General features: G+C 36.7%; 13 protein-coding genes. 8 read left to right on the forward strand and 5 right to left on the reverse strand.

What is annotated here, in order from left to right; genetic code table 11:
* Window positions 1-1490: 1490 nt before the first annotated feature.
* A complete protein-coding gene (gene nhaA / locus ACFIJK_RS00255; protein WP_375625667.1) occupies window positions 1491-2849 on the reverse strand; it encodes a Na+/H+ antiporter NhaA in 1359 nt (452 codons plus the stop codon).
* 147 nt (window positions 2850-2996) lie between these two features.
* The gene (locus ACFIJK_RS00260) at window positions 2997-4703 is read right to left on the reverse strand and encodes a hypothetical protein (protein ID WP_375625669.1); all 1707 of its coding nucleotides are present in this window, start codon (window positions 4701-4703) and stop codon (window positions 2997-2999) included.
* A 354-nt stretch (window positions 4704-5057) separates the two neighbouring features.
* Here ACFIJK_RS00260 and ACFIJK_RS00265 point away from each other — a divergent pair, with 354 nt between their 5' ends.
* The 8 genes from ACFIJK_RS00265 to ACFIJK_RS00300 all read left to right on the forward strand — a co-directional run bounded on the left by ACFIJK_RS00265 (window position 5058) and on the right by ACFIJK_RS00300 (window position 13284).
* Window positions 5058-6830, forward strand: a complete 1773-nt coding sequence (locus tag ACFIJK_RS00265) for an SLC13 family permease (RefSeq protein ID WP_375625671.1) — start codon at window positions 5058-5060, stop codon at window positions 6828-6830.
* Between the two features lie 584 nt (window positions 6831-7414).
* Window positions 7415-8086, forward strand: coding sequence for a tetratricopeptide repeat protein (locus ACFIJK_RS00270; protein ID WP_375625149.1), 672 nt, complete (start codon window positions 7415-7417; stop codon window positions 8084-8086).
* Between the two features lie 4 nt (window positions 8087-8090).
* The gene (gene der / locus ACFIJK_RS00275) at window positions 8091-9515 is read left to right on the forward strand and encodes a ribosome biogenesis GTPase Der (RefSeq protein ID WP_375625148.1); all 1425 of its coding nucleotides are present in this window, start codon (window positions 8091-8093) and stop codon (window positions 9513-9515) included.
* 1066 nt (window positions 9516-10581) lie between these two features.
* Window positions 10582-11016, forward strand: coding sequence for an AtpZ/AtpI family protein (locus ACFIJK_RS00280; protein ID WP_375625147.1), 435 nt, complete (start codon window positions 10582-10584; stop codon window positions 11014-11016).
* 7 nt (window positions 11017-11023) lie between these two features.
* Window positions 11024-11782, forward strand: coding sequence for a F0F1 ATP synthase subunit A (locus ACFIJK_RS00285; RefSeq protein ID WP_375625192.1), 759 nt, complete (start codon window positions 11024-11026; stop codon window positions 11780-11782).
* Between the two features lie 54 nt (window positions 11783-11836).
* The gene (locus tag ACFIJK_RS00290; RefSeq protein WP_005773968.1) at window positions 11837-12067 is read left to right on the forward strand and encodes a F0F1 ATP synthase subunit C; all 231 of its coding nucleotides are present in this window, start codon (window positions 11837-11839) and stop codon (window positions 12065-12067) included.
* A gap of 144 nt (window positions 12068-12211) precedes the next feature.
* A complete protein-coding gene (locus tag ACFIJK_RS00295; protein ID WP_375625674.1) occupies window positions 12212-12778 on the forward strand; it encodes a F0F1 ATP synthase subunit B in 567 nt (188 codons plus the stop codon).
* An 11-nt stretch (window positions 12779-12789) separates the two neighbouring features.
* Complete coding sequence (locus ACFIJK_RS00300; protein ID WP_375625676.1) at window positions 12790-13284, forward strand: F0F1 ATP synthase subunit B; 495 nt, start codon at window positions 12790-12792, stop codon at window positions 13282-13284.
* Between the two features lie 123 nt (window positions 13285-13407).
* Here the strand turns inward: ACFIJK_RS00300 and glyS are convergent, their stop codons facing one another.
* The 3 genes from glyS to ACFIJK_RS00315 form a co-directional block, all read right to left on the reverse strand.
* Entirely contained in the window at window positions 13408-15630 is a 2223-nt protein-coding gene (glyS, locus tag ACFIJK_RS00305; protein WP_375625144.1) for a glycine--tRNA ligase subunit beta, read from the reverse strand.
* Complete coding sequence (locus ACFIJK_RS00310) at window positions 15630-16571, reverse strand: glycine--tRNA ligase subunit alpha (RefSeq protein ID WP_375625678.1); 942 nt, start codon at window positions 16569-16571, stop codon at window positions 15630-15632. Before ACFIJK_RS00310 ends, glyS begins: the two co-directional genes overlap by 1 nt.
* Window positions 16572-16663: 92 nt before the next feature.
* Window positions 16664-18358 carry a tetratricopeptide repeat protein gene (locus ACFIJK_RS00315; protein WP_375625142.1) on the reverse strand — a complete coding sequence of 565 codons (1695 nt, stop codon included), beginning with the start codon at window positions 18356-18358 and terminating at the stop codon, window positions 16664-16666.
* Window positions 18359-18370: the final 12 nt, after the last annotated feature.

Consider the following 18370-nt stretch of genomic DNA (forward strand, 5'->3'; position numbering starts at 1 on the left):
TCTCTTGTTTTGTAATTACTTTTTAATAGCATAATGCATTCGAATGGGGATATCCATTTGAAGTGAATATAAGATATGTTATCAAAGTGCAGTAATTAATACGTTTATTCCCAATAAAGATATTTTTATAAATATTATTTTACTCTTATTATATTTAATGTAGCGTTGTATAATTCGAAAGTCTCGGAAATATTGTTTTTTAAATTATCTGTAAAGAGTATTTTATGGTATCAAGAAATATAGAGCTAACTCCGTAAACAAAAAGAAAATAAATATCAACTAAGAGCGGGAAAAGGGGAGAGCAGCGGTATATACGCTCTATTTTTCTCCTGATCGTATGTTTTAGAATAGTCTAAATGACTAATTTTTTCCCGCGAGTTAATTACGTAAACGAGAGTGCTCCCTATGGAAGCATGCTTCAAGTTTAATTCTTTCATGGAGTGAGACAAGCGATGTGTTTATGATAAAAAACGAGGATATTTTTCCACTCCATTGTCAATCGAGTAGTGATTTTATGACGTTGTTATTCCAAATAAATCTTTTGTTTTTTGTTACCTGTATCAATATCTAATGTCAGCGTAGATGCATGTTGGACGATATATATTGAGACGAATAAGGGGACTACGAGCAACTCCTGTTTTTGTATGCCAGATAGGAACAAGGATGTTGCGTATACTTGTTGGGGGAATCTCTGAAATGGAGATAAAAGCTAATTGGGGGAGAATATAAAGCCATAAAAGTGAAAACCAGTTTCCATTTTACAATTTCCTTTTAATTCTGCTTTACAACTTTCAAAGGTATTGACAGAAATATCTTTTAAATAATGGATATTACATATTGGTTCACGTTTTTGTTTATTACGTTAAATAAATCGTATATGCCTTTCACGTAAAACAAAAACGCTATTATATTGCCAATTTACGCGCTTGTTTTAAAGAAATATTTTTACCAAAAATAATGTGCCTTTTAAGAAGATAAAAATTAAAGTTGTTTAAAATACCAGCAATAAAATCAGTAACGAGAAGGGTGGTTTATTGGGAAAAATAAGCCATGGAATTACTTAACTGATTACGGAATTTTGTTTATTCTTATCTGTTTCTTATAATTGAACATAAGATATTGATTTATAACAATTAAATTTTTATTTATAGTGAATAATTTTTCCGACGAAAGGCAGCTTCTCTGAAACCACGAAGCCTTTTATATTGAAACAATTAAAATCATTCCTGTGTATATCACGAGTGGAGTTGGTGTATGAATAAAAGATTATTGAAGAAAGGAATAAAAATATTTCTTATGAATCTTCTTAAGTGTCAAAGGTATTGCGACATTAGAGGTTAGTAAATAGTATGATGATGTTAAATTTCTCCTTCATAAGTGTAAAGATGAGGTGAGACAACGGATTTCACATTAAATATTGTCCGAATCCAACAAATGAGCAAAATTACTTTTTAAAAGTTTTGCATAAAAATGTATTTTCAATTAGCTCGTCAGGAGCTACGGGAAATTCCTTTATTGCGCTTAATATAAATAAATCCATATCCCAGACCGATAAGAGCAGATAAACCAGAGCCACAAAGGACCCCAATTTTTGCAGCATCAAGCAGAACAATATCTTTAAAAGCGAGCATTGAAACAAAGATAGACATTGTAAAGCCAATTCCTGCTAAAAAACCAATGAGTAAAACGCCTGTCCATGTCATATGAGGGGGTAGGCGGCATAGCCCTGATTTTACGGCTATATAACTGGCTGTGATAATACCAAGAGGCTTACCAACGAAAAGACCAATGACAACACCCAAAACAATCAAGAATGATTTGTCAGAAGAAAGATCAAAGTTTGCAAAACTTACTCCTGCATTTGCGAAGGCAAAGATTGGCATGATACCGTATGCAACCCATGGATGCAACGCTTTTTGAACGCGTGTTACTGGAGCAATCATGGCCCGTTGTCCTTTGCGCATTTTTTTCAATGCGGTTGAAATATGATGCAGATCTGTTTTTGTATTTTTTTCTTGAAGAATTTGCATAGCGTTACTGAGCATGGTGAGTGGCGCTACAAGAGTACGGGTAGGAAGAACGGGAGTCATCATCCCTAAGATTACACCAGCAAGTGATGGGTGAACACCTGTTACCATTAAACCCCACCAAATGATTGCACCAGGTAAAATGTAAAGCCATGCTGATGCAAGCCCGATCCACTGAAAAAATAGCACTAAAGTAATACCTGCTCCTGCAATCATTAAACCGCTAGGATCAATGTTTGTTGAGTAGAAAAAAGCAATAATAAGAACAGCGATAATATCATCAATAATCGCTAATGATAGAAGAATAATATGAAGATTAGAAGGAATTTTTTTTCCAAGAAGAGCAAGAATACCTAGAGCAAAGGCAATATCTGTTGCTGTTGGCACAGCCCAACCGCGTATATGCCCCTCGTTAAAGTTGAAGATAAAGTAAATAATTGCGGGAACACAAACGCCTCCTATTGCGGCAACAATTGGTAAGATTGCCTGTTTAAAATCGGCAAGAGCACCTTCATGAATTTCGCGTCGAATTTCCATTCCTGCGACGAGAAAGAAAATAGTCATAAGAGCATCATTAACCCAGAAATGTAAATCCCATGAAAGAGTGAAATGACCCAAATTAAAGCCAAGAGGTGTATGCCAAAAAGATTCATAGAAAGCAGCATATTTAGAATTGGCAAAAATAAGTGCAGCAGCAGCAGCTAATAAAAGAACAATACCACTAAGAGCTTCAATATGGAGAAAACGCTCGATCGCAGAAAGCGCTTGATTGGTGACACGAGAAGCGCGATTAGGCAGGCGATTTGAAGATAAATCAGACATGAACAACTCCAAGCATCGACAATTTTAGGATTCTATATTCTCTGTGTAAATGACTTTATATGATACCTTCTGTATCATATAAAAGCAAAAAGAGGAATAAAGTTCTTAATTTATAGACAAGATCATCATATTTAAAGCACAAAATGTTTAAGGTGATGCTTCATTTTTAATAGTGAGATGTACTTTGTTTAAAGCCTTGGATAGATCATTTTGTAGAGCTGATTCGAGATCAACCATTGTGAGCCCTTTATTATCTTTTGCTTTAATTTTAACAATCAATGTTTGTGGATTTTTAGCAAATTCCCCTAAGGATTTTGAAATTTTTTCTGCTTCGTCATGATTTTTTAGCAGCATTTTTGGGGTCTGCGTCATCATTAGATAGAAATCGTCATAGAGTTCCTTTTTAAGATCATGTTGGCTGTCATTAAGATTTTGCGCAAGATAAGAAAAAAGCTTATCAATGAAACCTGCATCCCTATATTGCACATCAATTTCATTGATGCCAAAGTCTTGAGAAGCAGCAATCATTACATTTTGCTGACCAGAAAAAAGCTTTTCATCAACATCAATAACCTTAGCCGATATGTTACCAGATCCAACGTCTTTCATATTGAAAGACATTGCATCAAGAAGGAGCATACGTTTTTTTTCATCGTAAGAAATATCAATTTTTCCTGAAATGTCAAAGCGCTCAAAGTTCAGATTTTTGAAGAACTCTAAGTCTTTTTCATTCATTTTTTTAGGTAGAACGGAAAGGTTATTGAGAGAAAGAAAAAGCTTTTTGGGGATAGGTTGTTTCCACAAGGTTGGTTTAAATTGGAGTGATTCGAGTGTTGCTTTCAACTGCGGTATATCAACGGTGACATTATCAACTTTGGCATCCGCTGAGGTAATGGCGAGCAGTATGTTTAGAAGAAGACCATTTTGTGCTATTTTTTCAGCGATTTTATTATTCTCTTTTCTTGCATTAAGATAAGCTTTGATTAATTTTTCAGGAGTTTGTTCAAGCGGCTTCATTTTTAAACCAGATGTTTTAAACTGTCCGAGGAAGAAAGAACTACTTTTTCCCGCTTCTTCAAACACATCGATACTTACATTATTCAGAGAAATGGGGCCAGTAACGGCTTTATCTTGGTTAAGAGCGTTGTTTTTTCCAAAAATGATAGAATAGGCATAGTTGATGTCGATATCATGAGCTTTTATTGTATCACTTTTAGCCATAAGCTGCATCTGTTTGGCACCATTTACTGCAACTGTTTTAAGATCCATATTTTTAATACTAACTGAACGGATATGGCCATTTTTAAAATCAGAAAGCTGGAAATTCTTGACTTCAACCGTTTCTATTCGGTTATTTTTATTTTCTATAGAAAGTTGTATATTGGGAGCAATAATTGAGGAAAGCTCAATACGCATCATTGATTGTAAAAGCCGTGATGTTATCGTTCTATCTTTTTCTTTTAAGGATACACTCCGAAGAGAAATTTGGGGAATTTGCACATGAATATTATTATGCTTTAAATCAACATTATAAAATGTAAAAGTTCCGGGAATAAAGGAAAGGGGAGGACGGGCAGAAATGGCACCAATTCTAAGTGATGTACCAGCTGGGACGGGTAATGTCACATTCTTCAAATTGACTCTACCTAGAATGCTTACTTCAGATGTTAGGGCTTTTATACCACGACGGGCTATTTCTTGTTTTACAAAACTGTCAAGATAGGGTTTTGCGATATAAAATCCACCAACAATTATAATTGCCAAGATAGCAACAAATCCAATAATACAAGTGAGCCAATATCTGAGGTTACTTTGATACCCACTATTAAGATTGACCATTCTTTCTTCTTTCATTTTTATCACTCTTTGAATTGAGAGTGAAGATAAATTCTTTTAAGCAACGACAAAGGTTTAAATATAGCGTGTACCAGTTTCAACAATTATCTACTCTCTATATTAGAGTTATTCTCATCTTTTTTGCAATATAGCTTGATCAACTTTTATCAATTTTCTTTGAGTTTAGCACTTTATAGAAAAGAACGCATAATAAGGAGAGGTAAGTTTATGCGCATCATAATTTTTTATCACTTTAAGATTATCCTAAAATATTCCGATGTCTGCTTTTATCTTGCTGCTGTTTATAGGAATATTTAAAACATAAAAGATATGTTTTTGTACATTATAATTTAATGGGGAGAGGTGAGTGTTATGACAGAAAATCAAATAATGGCTTTTTCGATCATTGGTCTCATGATGGTTGTTTTTATTTGGGATCGATTTCGTTATGATCTTGTTGCTATTTGTACGTTATTAATAGCTTGTGCTCTTGGTCTTGTCAGTCCGAAGGAAGCTTTTGGCGGTTTTAGTAATGATATTGTTATTATCGTGGGGAGTGTGTTTGTTGTCAGTACGGCCGTATCGCGCTCTGGTATAATGGAATTTATTATTCAACGGATATGGCCAGACGTGAAATCTGTGCGTCTTCAATTAGCTTTTTTAGTTCTTTCTGTTGTCGTATTATCAATGTTTGTTAAAAACATTGGTGCTTTGGCGATTATGCTTCCGATAGCTTTTCAGTTTGCACGTCGTTCTCAGGTTTCTCCTTCTGTCTTTTTGATGCCCATGGCCTTTGGTTCTTTGTTGGGGGGGCTTATGACACAGATAGGAACATCTCCCAATGTTGTTATTTCAGCGATGCAAGAACGTTTAGCAGGAACACCTTTTACTATGTTTGATTTTACACCAGTTGGTGCGGTTATTGCGACGGCTGGTGTTGTATATTTGGTCTGTTTTTATTGGCTTTTGCCTGTGCGTGTGCGTTCAGGTGCATCATTTGATGATGCCATTGATATTCGTAATTATGTTGCAGAAGTGCATATTCCAATAAATTCACCGATTATAGGGAAAAATATTGTTGATTTGGTTAAGCCATCAAGTGGTGACGTTATGGTGATTCAAATCATCCGAAACAAAGTATCTATTTCGCCATTACCAGATTTTGTTTTGTCTGAAAATGATATTATTTTGCTGGAAGGGTCGCATACAGGGTTAGATAGCGTGATGAACTCTGCTCGTTTAGAGTTTTCTAAAGGGCGAACTATCGCTGCAGGTGATAAGGACAGTGACATTGATATTATTGAAGCAGTCATTACCCATAATTCACCTCTTATTGGTATTAGTGCGAAAGAGTTTTCTCTATTTGATCGCTATAATGTAAATTTGCTTGCGTTAAGTCGTCAACATGAAAGGGTGCGGGGAAGACTCGATGATATTATTTTTCATCTTGGCGATGTGATTGTTTTGCAAGGACAGGATGCAGTTATTCCAAATTTATTAAGAGAATTGAAATGCTTGCCCCTAGCAAAACGAAATATTGTGTTTGGAAATTTACGACATGGTTTCATCTCTTTAGCTGTTTTATTTATAGCCATTATTTTTACAGCTTTTCATATTGTTCCAGTTGCTTTTTCTTTCTTTTCTGCTGCTGCTGCAATGGTTATCTTTCGCGTTTTGCCTGCGCGTGATCTGTATCAGGCATTAGATGGCCCAATATTGGTACTATTAGCGGCTCTTATTCCAGTGAGTGAAGCGTTAGAGAAAACAGGATGTACAGATCTCATTGGTCAATGGCTGAGCCAATTGGCAATATTTTTTCCGCCATCTGGTGCCTTAGCACTTATGTTGGTGACAGCTATGTTGGTCACGCCATTTTTGAATAATGCAGCAACAGTGATGATGGTAGCACCAATTGCGTCAAGTTTTGCTCATTCCCTTCATTATAAGCCTGAAGCTTTTTTGATGGCTGTTGCAATTGGTGCAGGCTGTGAGTTTCTTACACCTATTGGACATCAAAGTAATATGCTCGTGATGGCACCAGGAGGATATCGTTTTAGTGATTATCCACGTTTGGGTGCTCCATTGGCGGTGTTGATCGTTATTATTGCTGTTCCAATGCTTATGTGGGTTTGGCCCTTACAATAGGATATTTTTAGAAACTTTAAGGATCAATTACAAAAGGTTGTTAATCGTATGAAGATAAGTTGAAGGGATACATTTTGTATAAAGAGCTTTAACTGAAGATTTGAAATTATACCACACTTTATTATGGCACTTCGGTATTTTTGATACAGATAAGATTTATCTATTTGGTTTTAGTAGGTATTCGTGGAAATTTATTTTTTGTTCAAGTTTTTAAAAGAATTGTCTTTTCTATTATAATTCTATAATCCAATACTATCAACGATTGCGTTGAAGACTTTAAAAGATTATCTCTCTATATAATGTGGAGAAAATCCGCTTGAGATGATAGGCAATCATGATAAATATTAAAACAGTGAATTTTTTATAAGACTCAAGACAATATATGTAAAAGCTGTAATGTGAACAAACAGGGCGTTTACATCATTTTCGATTAAGACTGTTGCAAAAATCCGATTTATTTGGCTACATGTTGATTTAAAATAAATAAACGAGCAATTTAAATATTTTTAGTTAATTAGGACTACCATCTTGGTCCATTTATGCGTAAAAGCACAGATAAAGTAACTTTTTTCAAGGTATGATATATGTCGTATGATAGTTTTATTGCTGAAGTGAATGCAGAATTTCGTCAGGAAAAGGCGCTTGCTTTTTGGAGACGGTATGGTTTTTCAATTATTGGAGCAGCTATTCTTTTTATACTCATGATAGTTGCTTATCAAATTTACCATTATCAGCAAATAAAGAAAGCCGGTTATATTGGTGATGCATTTGTAAAAAGTCTTGATTTTGCGGATACACGTCATTTTGATAAAGCGATAAAGCAATTAGAAACTGTTAAAACCTCTCATTTTGGAGGGTATCCTTTTCTTGCTCGTTTACGTGAGGCTTCTTTACTCATGGAGAAGGGTGACATTATTAAGTCAGTGGAGATCTTTGATTCTGTTGCAGCGGATGAGAAAGCACCAGAGATTTTGCAGAAAGTTGCAAAAATTCGGGCGGCTTATATCCTAGTTGATACAGGGACGTTAGCTGATGTTGAAAAGCGTATCAAAGATATGACAAGTGATACCGATCCTATGCATATGTCTGCAAGAGAGGCTTTAGGTTTAGCTGCTTATAAGGCGGATAAAATGGATGAGGCGGTTTATTATTTTAAGAAAATTTCTGAAAAAGGTGCTTCGGGTTCAAAAATAACAGATCGGGCTCGAATAATGCTTGAGCTGATACAAGCTGAGGGCAAGGCAAATAAGGAATAAATCGATGAGCCTTACCATTGCTATCGTTGGTCGTCCTAATGTTGGGAAGTCAACACTATTTAATCGTTTGGTTGGGCAAAAATTGGCTTTGGTTGATGATAAGCCTGGTGTAACACGTGATCGACGTATTCATGCGGCAAAACTTCAAGATCTACGTTTTGATGTGATTGATACAGCTGGGCTGGAAGAAGCAGGTGATCATACACTTGAGGGGCGAATGCGTTCTCATACAAAAGCTGCGATTGATGAAGCGGATCTTATTTTATTTGTATTTGATGCAAAGAGCGGGATAACACCAAGTGATTTAAATTTTGCTTCATTGGTTCGCAAATCAGGAAAGCCAATTGTGCTTGTTGCTAATAAGTCTGAGTCAAGAGCGGCAACAGGAGGAGAGTATGAGGCGTGGTCATTAGGTTTGGGGGAGCCGTGCCCAATATCGGCTGAACATGGTTTGGGACTTAGTGATCTGCGTGATGCAATTATAGATGCTGTGGGGTCAGAGCATGCTTTTGGCAACAACAAAGAAGAAGATATTACGATACAGCCTGCATCTGTTGGTGATGATGTAAACGATTTGGAAGAAGAGGAGCTTATTTACGATGAAAGTAAGCCCATTAGGATTGCAATTGCGGGGCGTCCAAATACAGGAAAATCGACTCTTATCAATAGTATGTTGAAACAAGAGCGCTTGTTAACAGGACCAGAAGCAGGACTTACGCGTGATTCTATTTCTGTAGATTGGGAATGGCGTGGTCGTCATATTAAACTTTTTGATACTGCAGGTTTACGTCGAAAATCGAAAATTCAGGAAAAATTAGAAAAATTATCTGTTGCAGATACTTTGCGTGCTATTCGTTTTGCAGAAGTGGTGGTCATTGTTTTTGATGCAACGATACCTTTTGAAAAGCAGGATTTACAAATTGCTGATCTTGTGATTCGTGAAGGGCGTGTTCCAGTTATTGCTTTCAATAAGTGGGACCTTATTGAAAATAGTCAGACCACATTGATTGATTTGCATGAAAAATGTGCGCGATTTCTTCCTCAAGTTCGTGGTTTGAGAGCTGTTCCTTTATCAGGACAATATGGTCAAGGGATCGATAAACTGATGGAAAATGTCATGATGATGCACCGTGTATGGAATCGTCGCATTTCGACGGCTAAATTGAACCAATGGCTTGGAACTGTTGTGGCTCATCATCCACCTCCTGCGGTTTCTGGACGTCGACTTAAGGTTAAATACATCACACAGGTTAAGACACGTCCTCCTGGATTTATGATTTCTTGCTCGCGCCCCAAAAGTATGCCCCAGTCCTATTTGCGCTATCTTGTCAATGGGTTACGTGAAACATTTGATATGTCTGGTATACCCGTTCGCATATCATTACGAGCCTCTGATAATCCTTTTGCGACACGTTCCAAAAAGAAATGATAACTCTTTAATTTTTTAAGTGAATGAAATCTATACTTAAGAATCTTAAAAATAAGTTTTTTCAATGATCTTTCTTTTCATAAAATAAAAAATTTTTATTTGCTAAAGTTTTAATTTTATTCATAATCATTTACCATGAGCGCTATTGAATAGAGTTCTCTCATCTTGATAAAGATCATTTATTTGTATGTTATGAGAAGAGTGTGATAGGGAGTATTTAAGAAAGAGTACATCATCCTCTTAATGGGTTATTTAAATGCAAGAATAGATGCAATATGAGGGTAGGGGAATATAGTTATGATGCTCGTTTGAAAAGAAGCATTAAATTATCGCTTCATAAAAATAAAGGCTATGAATAAGCGCTTTTGCTCACAATAGTTTGTTTAAATAAAAAGAAAAAATATTTGCTGAATCGACCAATATTCAATCATAGGGCAAAATTCAAAAAAGTGGATTAAAATTGTATAAAGTGGTATGGTGATCTTATTTAAATTTTATTGTGTTCTATTGGCTTGATCTATTTAAAATTTTAGATTTATTAATATCTCGTATTTAAAGAAACCTCTCTTAATACCCTCAAGCTCATTGAGTGATGGGTTCTGTGATGGCATATGTAAAATACTTTGCGAATAGGATCATATAAAAACCATTGATTATTATCATTTTCATAAAATAAAAAGTGCAAGTTTATTTGAATAAAAGGAGCAAAACAACGCTCTCATAATGTTTTTTAGTTTTTTATGTTCTCTTTCAAAACTAGGATTGATATAAAATTTGGAGCCAGAAAATAAGATGGTGTCAGTTTACGCCTTTTGTTAAGTGTAAAAAAGGCTATTCTATGAGTTTTATATTATTCATGGGAGCTGTCGTGAAGTCGGTTTAGGTGCTCAGAATATCTTTTTAAGAAAGCATGTAAATTGAAAAATACGTTATTTATACAATAAAATTTATACGATAATTTGTGATAGATTTTTTTTAGTATCTTGACGAATAAATTCGGGAACAATATGATGCACACGGTTTTATGAAATGCATTCTTACTTTGCTTTTAATTAAGGAGCCAATGATGGCGGTGGGCGAGAGACCCGTTATAAGCCGTAAGGAGGCTGAAGAGGAAAAGCAAGGAGAATGTCTTCATTCAGAGGATTTGGAATGTCGTAGTAGGAACTTAAGCGTAGCTTTAGTGCGCAAGCAGGCATTAAAGAAGCGGGAGCATAAGAATAAGCGGGAAAAATCACAAGGAGGGATGGCAGATGCAATTAAGCTTTCCAGTGAGTTTCTGGCGAGTGTTATAGTTGGTGTTGTTTTGGGGTTGGGGTTTGACAAGTTAGCAGGTTCGTATCCTTGGGGATTGGTATTTTTCCTCTTCTTTGGATTTGCTGCTGGTATAGTGAGTATTCTTCGGTCTGTGGGGTATGTTTCCTCCAGTCAATTGGGAAAAAAAGGCGTATCGCGCCAAGATAAACAAGATAAAGGGGCCAATGAGAGGTCCGATAAATGAGGTTGAAGTGACAGCGCACGCTCCAGATCCTATTCATCAGTTTGAGATTTCAAGGCTGATTAAGATTTCCATAGGAAATATGGATTTATCGTTTACAAATGTATCATTGTTTACAGTCCTCACGGTTGTTATAACTTCTATTTTTCTCTTTATTTCATCATCGAGTCGTGGATTGGTTCCAACGCGGATGCAGTCTCTTTCGGAAATGGCATATGAATTTGTAGCATCGACTCTGCGGGAATCATCTGGTGTGCAGGGAATGCAGTTTTTTCCTTTAGTTTTTTCTCTGTTTACTTTTATTTTGGTTGCTAACTTTATTGGTCTCTTTCCTTATTTTTATACGGTTACGTCTCAAATCATGATCACGTTTTCGTTAGCAATGGTGGTAATTTTGACGGTGATTGGTTATGGCTTTTATAAGCATGGGGTCAGTTTTTTGAAACTGTTCGTTCCCAGTGGAGTTCCTGTTGTGGTTTTGCCTTTGGTGACAATGATTGAGGTTATTTCTTTTCTCTCCCGTCCAATTAGTCTTTCTCTTCGTCTTTTTGCGAATATGCTTGCTGGTCATATTACGCTTAAAGTGTTTTCTGGGTTTGTTGTTTCAATGATTGGGGTAGGACTCGTAGGTGTGGGTGGTTCGATTTTACCGCTTATTATGACTGTAGCAATTACTGCTCTTGAGTTTTTGGTCGCATTTCTTCAGGCTTACGTCTTTACGGTTTTAACTTGTATGTATCTTAATGATGCAATTCATCCAGGACATTAATAGAATTGGCGGTTTTCCGTCGAATAATGCAATTTCGCTTTAAAGGAGAATAACATGGAAATGGTGCTTGCAGCAAAATATATTGGCGCTGGTCTTGCTTGCTTTGGTATGGCTGGAACAGCTTTAGGACTTGGTAATATTTTTGGTAGCTATCTTTCTGGTGCATTACGAAATCCATCAGCGGCAGATAGTCAGTTTGGACGTCTCGTCTTTGGTTTTGCTGTAACAGAAGCTTTGGGAATTTTTTCACTGCTCATTGCTTTACTACTTCTTTTTGGGGTTTAATCATCATCAAAAGGGTATATCTGTTCTTGCACGAGGAAAGGTTTACCCTTTTAGCTCTTAACCAGAGAGATGCCAGAGAGAGATGCCAGTCAGTTATCATCGGTTATAGAGGGCTTTAATAAGCTATTTAAAGGGTGAAAGAAGATGTTTGTTTCAAGCGCTTATGCACAGAACACTGAAACGTCGATAGAACATGTTAAAAAGGTGGCAGAGCATGCAAATCGTGTGTTTCCACCTTTTGATTTTGTACATTTTGGTTCGCATTTTTTCTGGTTGGCAATTTCTTTCGGACTTTTTTATCTTTTTATCTCTCGTGTAATTGTACCACGTATTGGTGGTGTTATTGAAACACGGCGAGATCGAATCGCATCTGATTTAGATCAGGCAATGCGCATGAAGCAGGAAGCAGACATTGTTGTTGAAACTTATGAGCGGAAATTAGCAGAAGCGCGTTTGAAAGCGCATGCTATAGCGCAGGTGGCTAGTGAAGAATTAAAAGAAAAAGCAGAGCTTGAACGAAAAGAAATTGAAGAGAGTTTAGAAAAAAAACTCGCAGATGCTGAAAAACAGATAGCAAAAATTCGGGATAAAGCGATGCAAAATGTTGGTTCTATCGCTGAAGAAGTAGCTCTTGAAATTGTGAAAAAATTGATTGACGTTGATATTAGCAAAGAGGCTGTTCGTTCAGTTGTTAAAGCTGCGGATTATTGAGGAAGAGAAAAATGACTGATACTTTTTGGGCATTTGTTGGGTTAGTTCTTTTTTTAGCTCTTTTAGTCTATTTCCAAATTCCACAGAAGCTTATACACCATCTTGATGCACGCGCGAAGCGTATCAAAGATGAGCTGGATGAGGCTCTGCGTCTTCGTGAAGAAGCACAGGAAATATTGGCTGAATATCAACGCAAACATGCAGAAGCAGAAAAAGACGCGCAAGAAATTATTGCAGCAGCAAAACATGAAGTTGAATCTGTTATTGCTGAGGCTCGTACAAAAGCAGAAGAATATGTAAAAAACCGCAATAAATTGGCAGAGCAAAAAATCGCTCAAGCAGAAGCGGATGCGATACGCATGGTTTCTTCGTCGGCTATTGATTTGGCAATTTCTACAGCACGTATCCTTATTGCAAAGGAATTAGATTCTAACAAGGCAGATGAACTTATTAAAGAGTCTCTTGAGAAAGAATCATTTATCAAAATGAAAACATATCTTAATTAATGATATTTGAGAGATAAAAATGGCCTCTTTGGTTGCATAATTTTCTCAAGATTAATTAATAAAAGTCATAAAAAAGAAAAATTTATCTTCATTATTTTTACCAGTTAATAGGACATTTTGATTCTAAATGACAAGTTTTGAAAAATCCGCAACCGATTGTGTAACAATGTGAGTACGTTTGAGAAGAGCAAGACGGTTAGCACGAACATCAGGTTTTTTATCATTCACCAATACCTTTTCAAAAAATATATCAATCAATTTCCCAAGTGGCGCTAGCACACTGAGTGCAAATGATAAATTTGTCGCATTGATGGGAGCAAGAGCTTGTTTTTCTACTTCACAGATTGCATGATAGAGCTGCTTTTCTTCTTTCTCGACAAAGAGCTCAGGATTAATTTCATTCGCTATTGCCGTGCTTTTTTGAAATTCATTTTCAAGAATATTGGCAGTACGTTTTACAGAGGCTACAAAGTTCATTCCATCATGGGTATTGATAAAAGCGATAAGCGATTCGACACGACGTGCAACCAATAAAAAATCATCAGAATCTTTATTTAAAATCGCTTCAAGAGCGTCATAACGAGCACCTTCCTCTTTTAGATAGATTTTTAAACGGTCATGAAAAAAGAATAACAGGTCTGATAAAATATATTTTGTTTTTTCTGGAAGCAGATTCAGCAATTGTGAATTTTCTCTTTGAGAAATCTCATATTTATTTTTTTGTTGTAAGAAAAGATTCATTGCGAACTGAAACAGTGGCATAAGATTGATTTTCCAATCTCGCGAAAGTACAAGCCTAATAACTCCCAATGCTGCTCGTCTTAACGCATAGGGATCTTTTGAGCCCGTTGGTTTTTCATTAATGAGCCAAAAGCCAACGAGCATGTCAATTTTGTCGGCGAGCATAACGGTTATAGCAAGCGGTTCTTGTGGAAGACGATCTGTTGGTCCTTGAGGTTTATAATGGTCCTCGATTGCTACAGCTACGCGAGGATCTTCCCCTTGAAGAAGGGCATATTTTTGCCCCATAACCCCTTGTAGTTCAGGAAACTCTCCGACAATTTCTGTTTGCAAATCAGCTTTTGCAAGGATTGCTGCACGTTTTGCTAAAAGAGGATCTGTCTGTATTAAAGGTGCAATTTCTTGTGCGAGTGTAGCAATGCGTTCTACTCTTGCACCTTGGGTACCTAATTTAGCATGAAAAGTTACATTCAAATGATCAAGTCGCGCCATTCTTTGATCGAGAGGTTTTTTTATATCAAGATCAAATTTTTTTATAGAAGATTCTAATTGTTGAATATCAGGCAAATCACGCTGATCGGTTTGCCAAAAATAAAGTGCATCAGAAAGACGGGCACGGACAACCTTACTATTTCCTTTTGAAATTTCTTTGCCTTCATCATTTGAAAGAATATTAGAAACGAGAATAAAATGATGAGAAAGTTTTACTTTTTCTCCTTGTTTACGGGTAACAAAACATTTTTGATTAGCTCGAATGGTCAAGCGAATAATTTCTGGAGGAATATCAAGGAATGATTGGTCAAAATCACCCATCAGGATAACAGGCCATTCAACAAGACCAGCAACTTCTTCTAGGAGGGGATTGTCTTGAACTAGTTCTAAACCGTTGGCAAAGCAGAGATTTTGGGCATCAGCTAAAATAATATTCTTTCGTCTCTCGGCATCCAGAATGACTTTATGGGTTTCAAGTTGAGTAACATAATCATCAAAGCGGCGCACTTGAAATGGCTTTCCATCACTTAAGAAACGATGACCATAAGTTAAATTATTGCTTTTAAGAGAACCAATTGTAAACGGAATAACATGTGTTTCACCAATTTCTGGTCCGAAGACGCAAAGAATGTTTTGTAAAGGTCGAATCCACTTCAGAGCACCATTTTGTGCTGAATCTTTTCCCCAACGCATAGATTTCGGCCACGGAAAGTTGCGGATAATATTCGGTAAAATATCGGCAATAATTTCTTCTGCAGCTCGACCTTTTTTAACAATTTTAGCAATATAAAAATGACCTTTTTTATCATCATGTCCAATATGTGCTTCAGAAATATCGTTTAATCCTGTTGCACGTAGAAAACCATCAATTACATGCTGTGGTGATTTTATACTAGGACCTCTTCGTTCTTCATGGATATCTTTTGAGCGTATTGAAAGTCCGCGTATGTCCAATGTTAGCCGACGAGGTGTCCAATATTCACGAGCAGCTTCATAGATCAATCCAGCATTCACAAGTTGATCTGTAACAGATTTTTTGAGATCAGCAGCAGCTTTTCGTTGCATACGTGCGGGTATTTCTTCACTGAAAAGTTCAAGAAGAAGATCAGACATTAGGCTTCTCCAGTATATATTTGTCCAGCTTCTGTGAGTAAGAAGGCTTCCCCACAACGGCGCGCGAGATCACGAACGCGAAGAATGTAGTTTTGTCGTTCGGTTACAGAAATAACGCCACGTGCTTGCAAAAGATTAAAGATATGGCTCGCTTTAATACATTGATCATAGGCAGGAAAAACACAGCGATGTAATATATTTTCTTTATTTGGTTTTCCAGCATCAAGAAGTGCGCTGCATTCGCGTTCTGCATCGATAAAGTGCTGATGTAGCAGTTTTGTATCAGCAAATTCGAAGTTGTAATATGAGTATTCCTGTTCTGCCTGTAAAAAAATATCTCTATAACTTATTTTGTTTTCTCCCTCCAAACCATTAAAGTTAAGGTCATAGACGTTATCAACCCCTTGGATATACATCGCTAGACGCTCAAGACCGTATGTGAGTTCCCCTGAAACTGGAGCGCATTCAATGCCACAAACTTGTTGAAAATAAGTAAATTGAGAGACTTCCATTCCATCGCACCAGCATTCCCATCCAAGTCCCCAAGCACCAAGGGTGGGACTTTCCCAATCATCTTCAACAAAGCGAATATCATGCAGTTTTGTATCAAGCCCGATAGCTTGTAGCGACTTTATATAAAGTTCTTGTAGATTGAGCGGAGAGGGTTTGAGAAGCACTTGGAATTGATAATAGTGTTGTAAACGATTTGGATTCTTACCATATCGGCCATCTGTTGGACGTCGAGAGGGTTGGACATAAGCAACTTGCCAAGGACGTGGACCTAGAGAGCGTAATGTTGTTGCGGGATGAAAAGTCCCAGCTCCGACTTCCATATCGTAAGGTTGCAAAATTGCACATCCATAGTGTGCCCAATAATTTTGCAAAGTTAAGATTAGTCCCTGAAAAGAACGTTTGGGGTTAAGATGTTCAGGCAGTTTCACGCTTTATACTCTTTATATTGGACTAAACAAAAAACCAAAATAATTTTAGTTTCTCTGTTTATTATTTCATGTGGTTTATGGTTAAGCGTCGTTTATTGCAAACCAAATTTCAACTTTTCTTGAATTTGTTCAGAATTTTCTGGTTTTCCATCAATTGCGTGGTTCCATTGAAAGATTGCTTCACGTTTACGCCCAACTTTCCAATAGGCATCCCCTAAATGATCATTCAGTGTTGGGTCCTCTGGTTGTAATCTGACAGCATTTTCTAATATTTGCACTGCTTTATTATATTCTTTTAGTTTATAATAAGCCCATCCTAAAGAATCGAGAATATGACTGTTGTGAGCTTGCAAAGCAGAAGCTTTTTGCAGCATACGGAGCGATTCTTCAAGCTTTTCACCACGTTCTACAAGGGAATAGGCTAAATAATTAAGAACCTGCGGTTGGTTTGGAAAAAAATCAAGTGATTTTCTCAAGTCAATTTCTGCTTTTGGCCATTGCTTTAAACGTTCAAAAGCAATACCACGCTGATAAAAGAGTTTCCAATCGTCCTGCTGAAAGTTTTTTATCTGGGCAATAGCGGTGTCTAGAGTTTTAATGGCCTCAAGAAATTTATTGTCCTGCATATAAAAAGCAACGAGCGTTATCAAAATATTACGATCATTGGGAAATTTTTCATTTAACAATGTGAGTAATTTTATTGCTTCTTTGTAATTGTTGTTATTGGCAAGAAGGAATGCAAGATGAAGTTGTCCATCTTTATAATAAGCAGATTTAGGGGATAATGCGCGATAAAGTTTAATTGCTTGATGAGGATCACTCAATTTAGCAGAGATGTGTGCGAGCTGAAACAGTGTTGCGTCATTTTGAGGGTATAAGGCGAAAGATAATTGCTTAAAAATACGTGCGATTCGTCCTGAGTTTTTGTGGTTGAGGGCAGTTCCAAAATTATATAATACCTCGGCTGCTCCTTGTTGAGGTGTTTTAATAACTCTCTCTAAGAAAGAATTTTTTTCAATTTTTTCTCGAAAGTTTTTAAGGACTTCTCGACCTGACAACATTTGTTCGCCATGTTGGATTGTTTGAAGAGCTTGGTTACGCATATTATGGCGCAATTGGAATGAGGCATAGGCTATGATAATACGTTCATAGGTATTGGGAGCGATAAGAGTCCCCTGTTTGTTACTAAGTGCTTTAATGAAATATTTTTTTGCATCCTTTGGCTGTTCTGCGAGATCGCTCATAAGTGCTAGATGATAAGATATAAAAAGGTCATACCAGACGGGACCTTTGAGTTTCTTAAGATCAGCGATTGCCTGAGATTTTTGTCCAGATCCAAATTTAATCCAAGCACCGATGAGTTCAGGTATTGGATTATTGGATTTCGGAGGTTCTTTTGATTGCAGAAGAAAATTGGCATTCTTATAGTCTTTTTTGATGAGACTTTCTACTGACAAAGTTAAGGAAACAAAGGGAGTTATAACATCTTGCTCTTTGAGTTTTTGGGCTTGTTGGACAGCTTCTTTAAAGTTTCCGACCGAGAGCATAGCTTCAAGGAGCTCTTTTTGTGTTTCAATGTTATCAGGTTGATAAACGAGTGCTTGTTTAAAGTAATTGATAGCAAGTTCTGTTTTATTTTCATGATTTGCAACCCTTCCAGCTAAATAAGCACCTGTAAATGAGCTTGTATGAATTGCGGTGCTTATTTTACTGTAGGTGGGGAATGGCATCAGCATGATACCCACGATAAAGAGGGTAAAAAGTCGGGATACCGTTGCAGAGCACATGGAGCTAATCCT

It is taken from the genome of Bartonella sp. PS17NMGDW, from assembly GCF_042193555.1.
Taxonomy (GTDB): Bacteria; Pseudomonadota; Alphaproteobacteria; order Rhizobiales; family Rhizobiaceae; genus Bartonella; species Bartonella grahamii.

Excerpts from the sequence above, each read along its gene's own strand:
- der (WP_375625148.1), top strand. The coding sequence starts at position 8,091 with ATGAGCCTTACCATTGCTATCGTTGGTCGTCCTAATGTTGGGAAGTCA.
- ACFIJK_RS00280 (WP_375625147.1), top strand. The coding sequence starts at position 10,582 with ATGGCGGTGGGCGAGAGACCCGTTATAAGCCGTAAGGAGGCTGAAGAG.
- ACFIJK_RS00295 (WP_375625674.1), top strand. The coding sequence starts at position 12,212 with ATGTTTGTTTCAAGCGCTTATGCACAGAACACTGAAACGTCGATAGAA.
- glyS (WP_375625144.1), bottom strand. The coding sequence starts at position 15,630 with ATGTCTGATCTTCTTCTTGAACTTTTCAGTGAAGAAATACCCGCACGT.
- ACFIJK_RS00290 (WP_005773968.1), top strand. The coding sequence starts at position 11,837 with ATGGAAATGGTGCTTGCAGCAAAATATATTGGCGCTGGTCTTGCTTGC.
- nhaA (WP_375625667.1), bottom strand. The coding sequence starts at position 2,849 with ATGTCTGATTTATCTTCAAATCGCCTGCCTAATCGCGCTTCTCGTGTC.
- ACFIJK_RS00270 (WP_375625149.1), top strand. The coding sequence starts at position 7,415 with ATGTCGTATGATAGTTTTATTGCTGAAGTGAATGCAGAATTTCGTCAG.
- ACFIJK_RS00300 (WP_375625676.1), top strand. The coding sequence starts at position 12,790 with ATGACTGATACTTTTTGGGCATTTGTTGGGTTAGTTCTTTTTTTAGCT.
- ACFIJK_RS00315 (WP_375625142.1), bottom strand. The coding sequence starts at position 18,358 with ATGTGCTCTGCAACGGTATCCCGACTTTTTACCCTCTTTATCGTGGGT.
- ACFIJK_RS00260 (WP_375625669.1), bottom strand. The coding sequence starts at position 4,703 with ATGAAAGAAGAAAGAATGGTCAATCTTAATAGTGGGTATCAAAGTAAC.
- ACFIJK_RS00265 (WP_375625671.1), top strand. The coding sequence starts at position 5,058 with ATGACAGAAAATCAAATAATGGCTTTTTCGATCATTGGTCTCATGATG.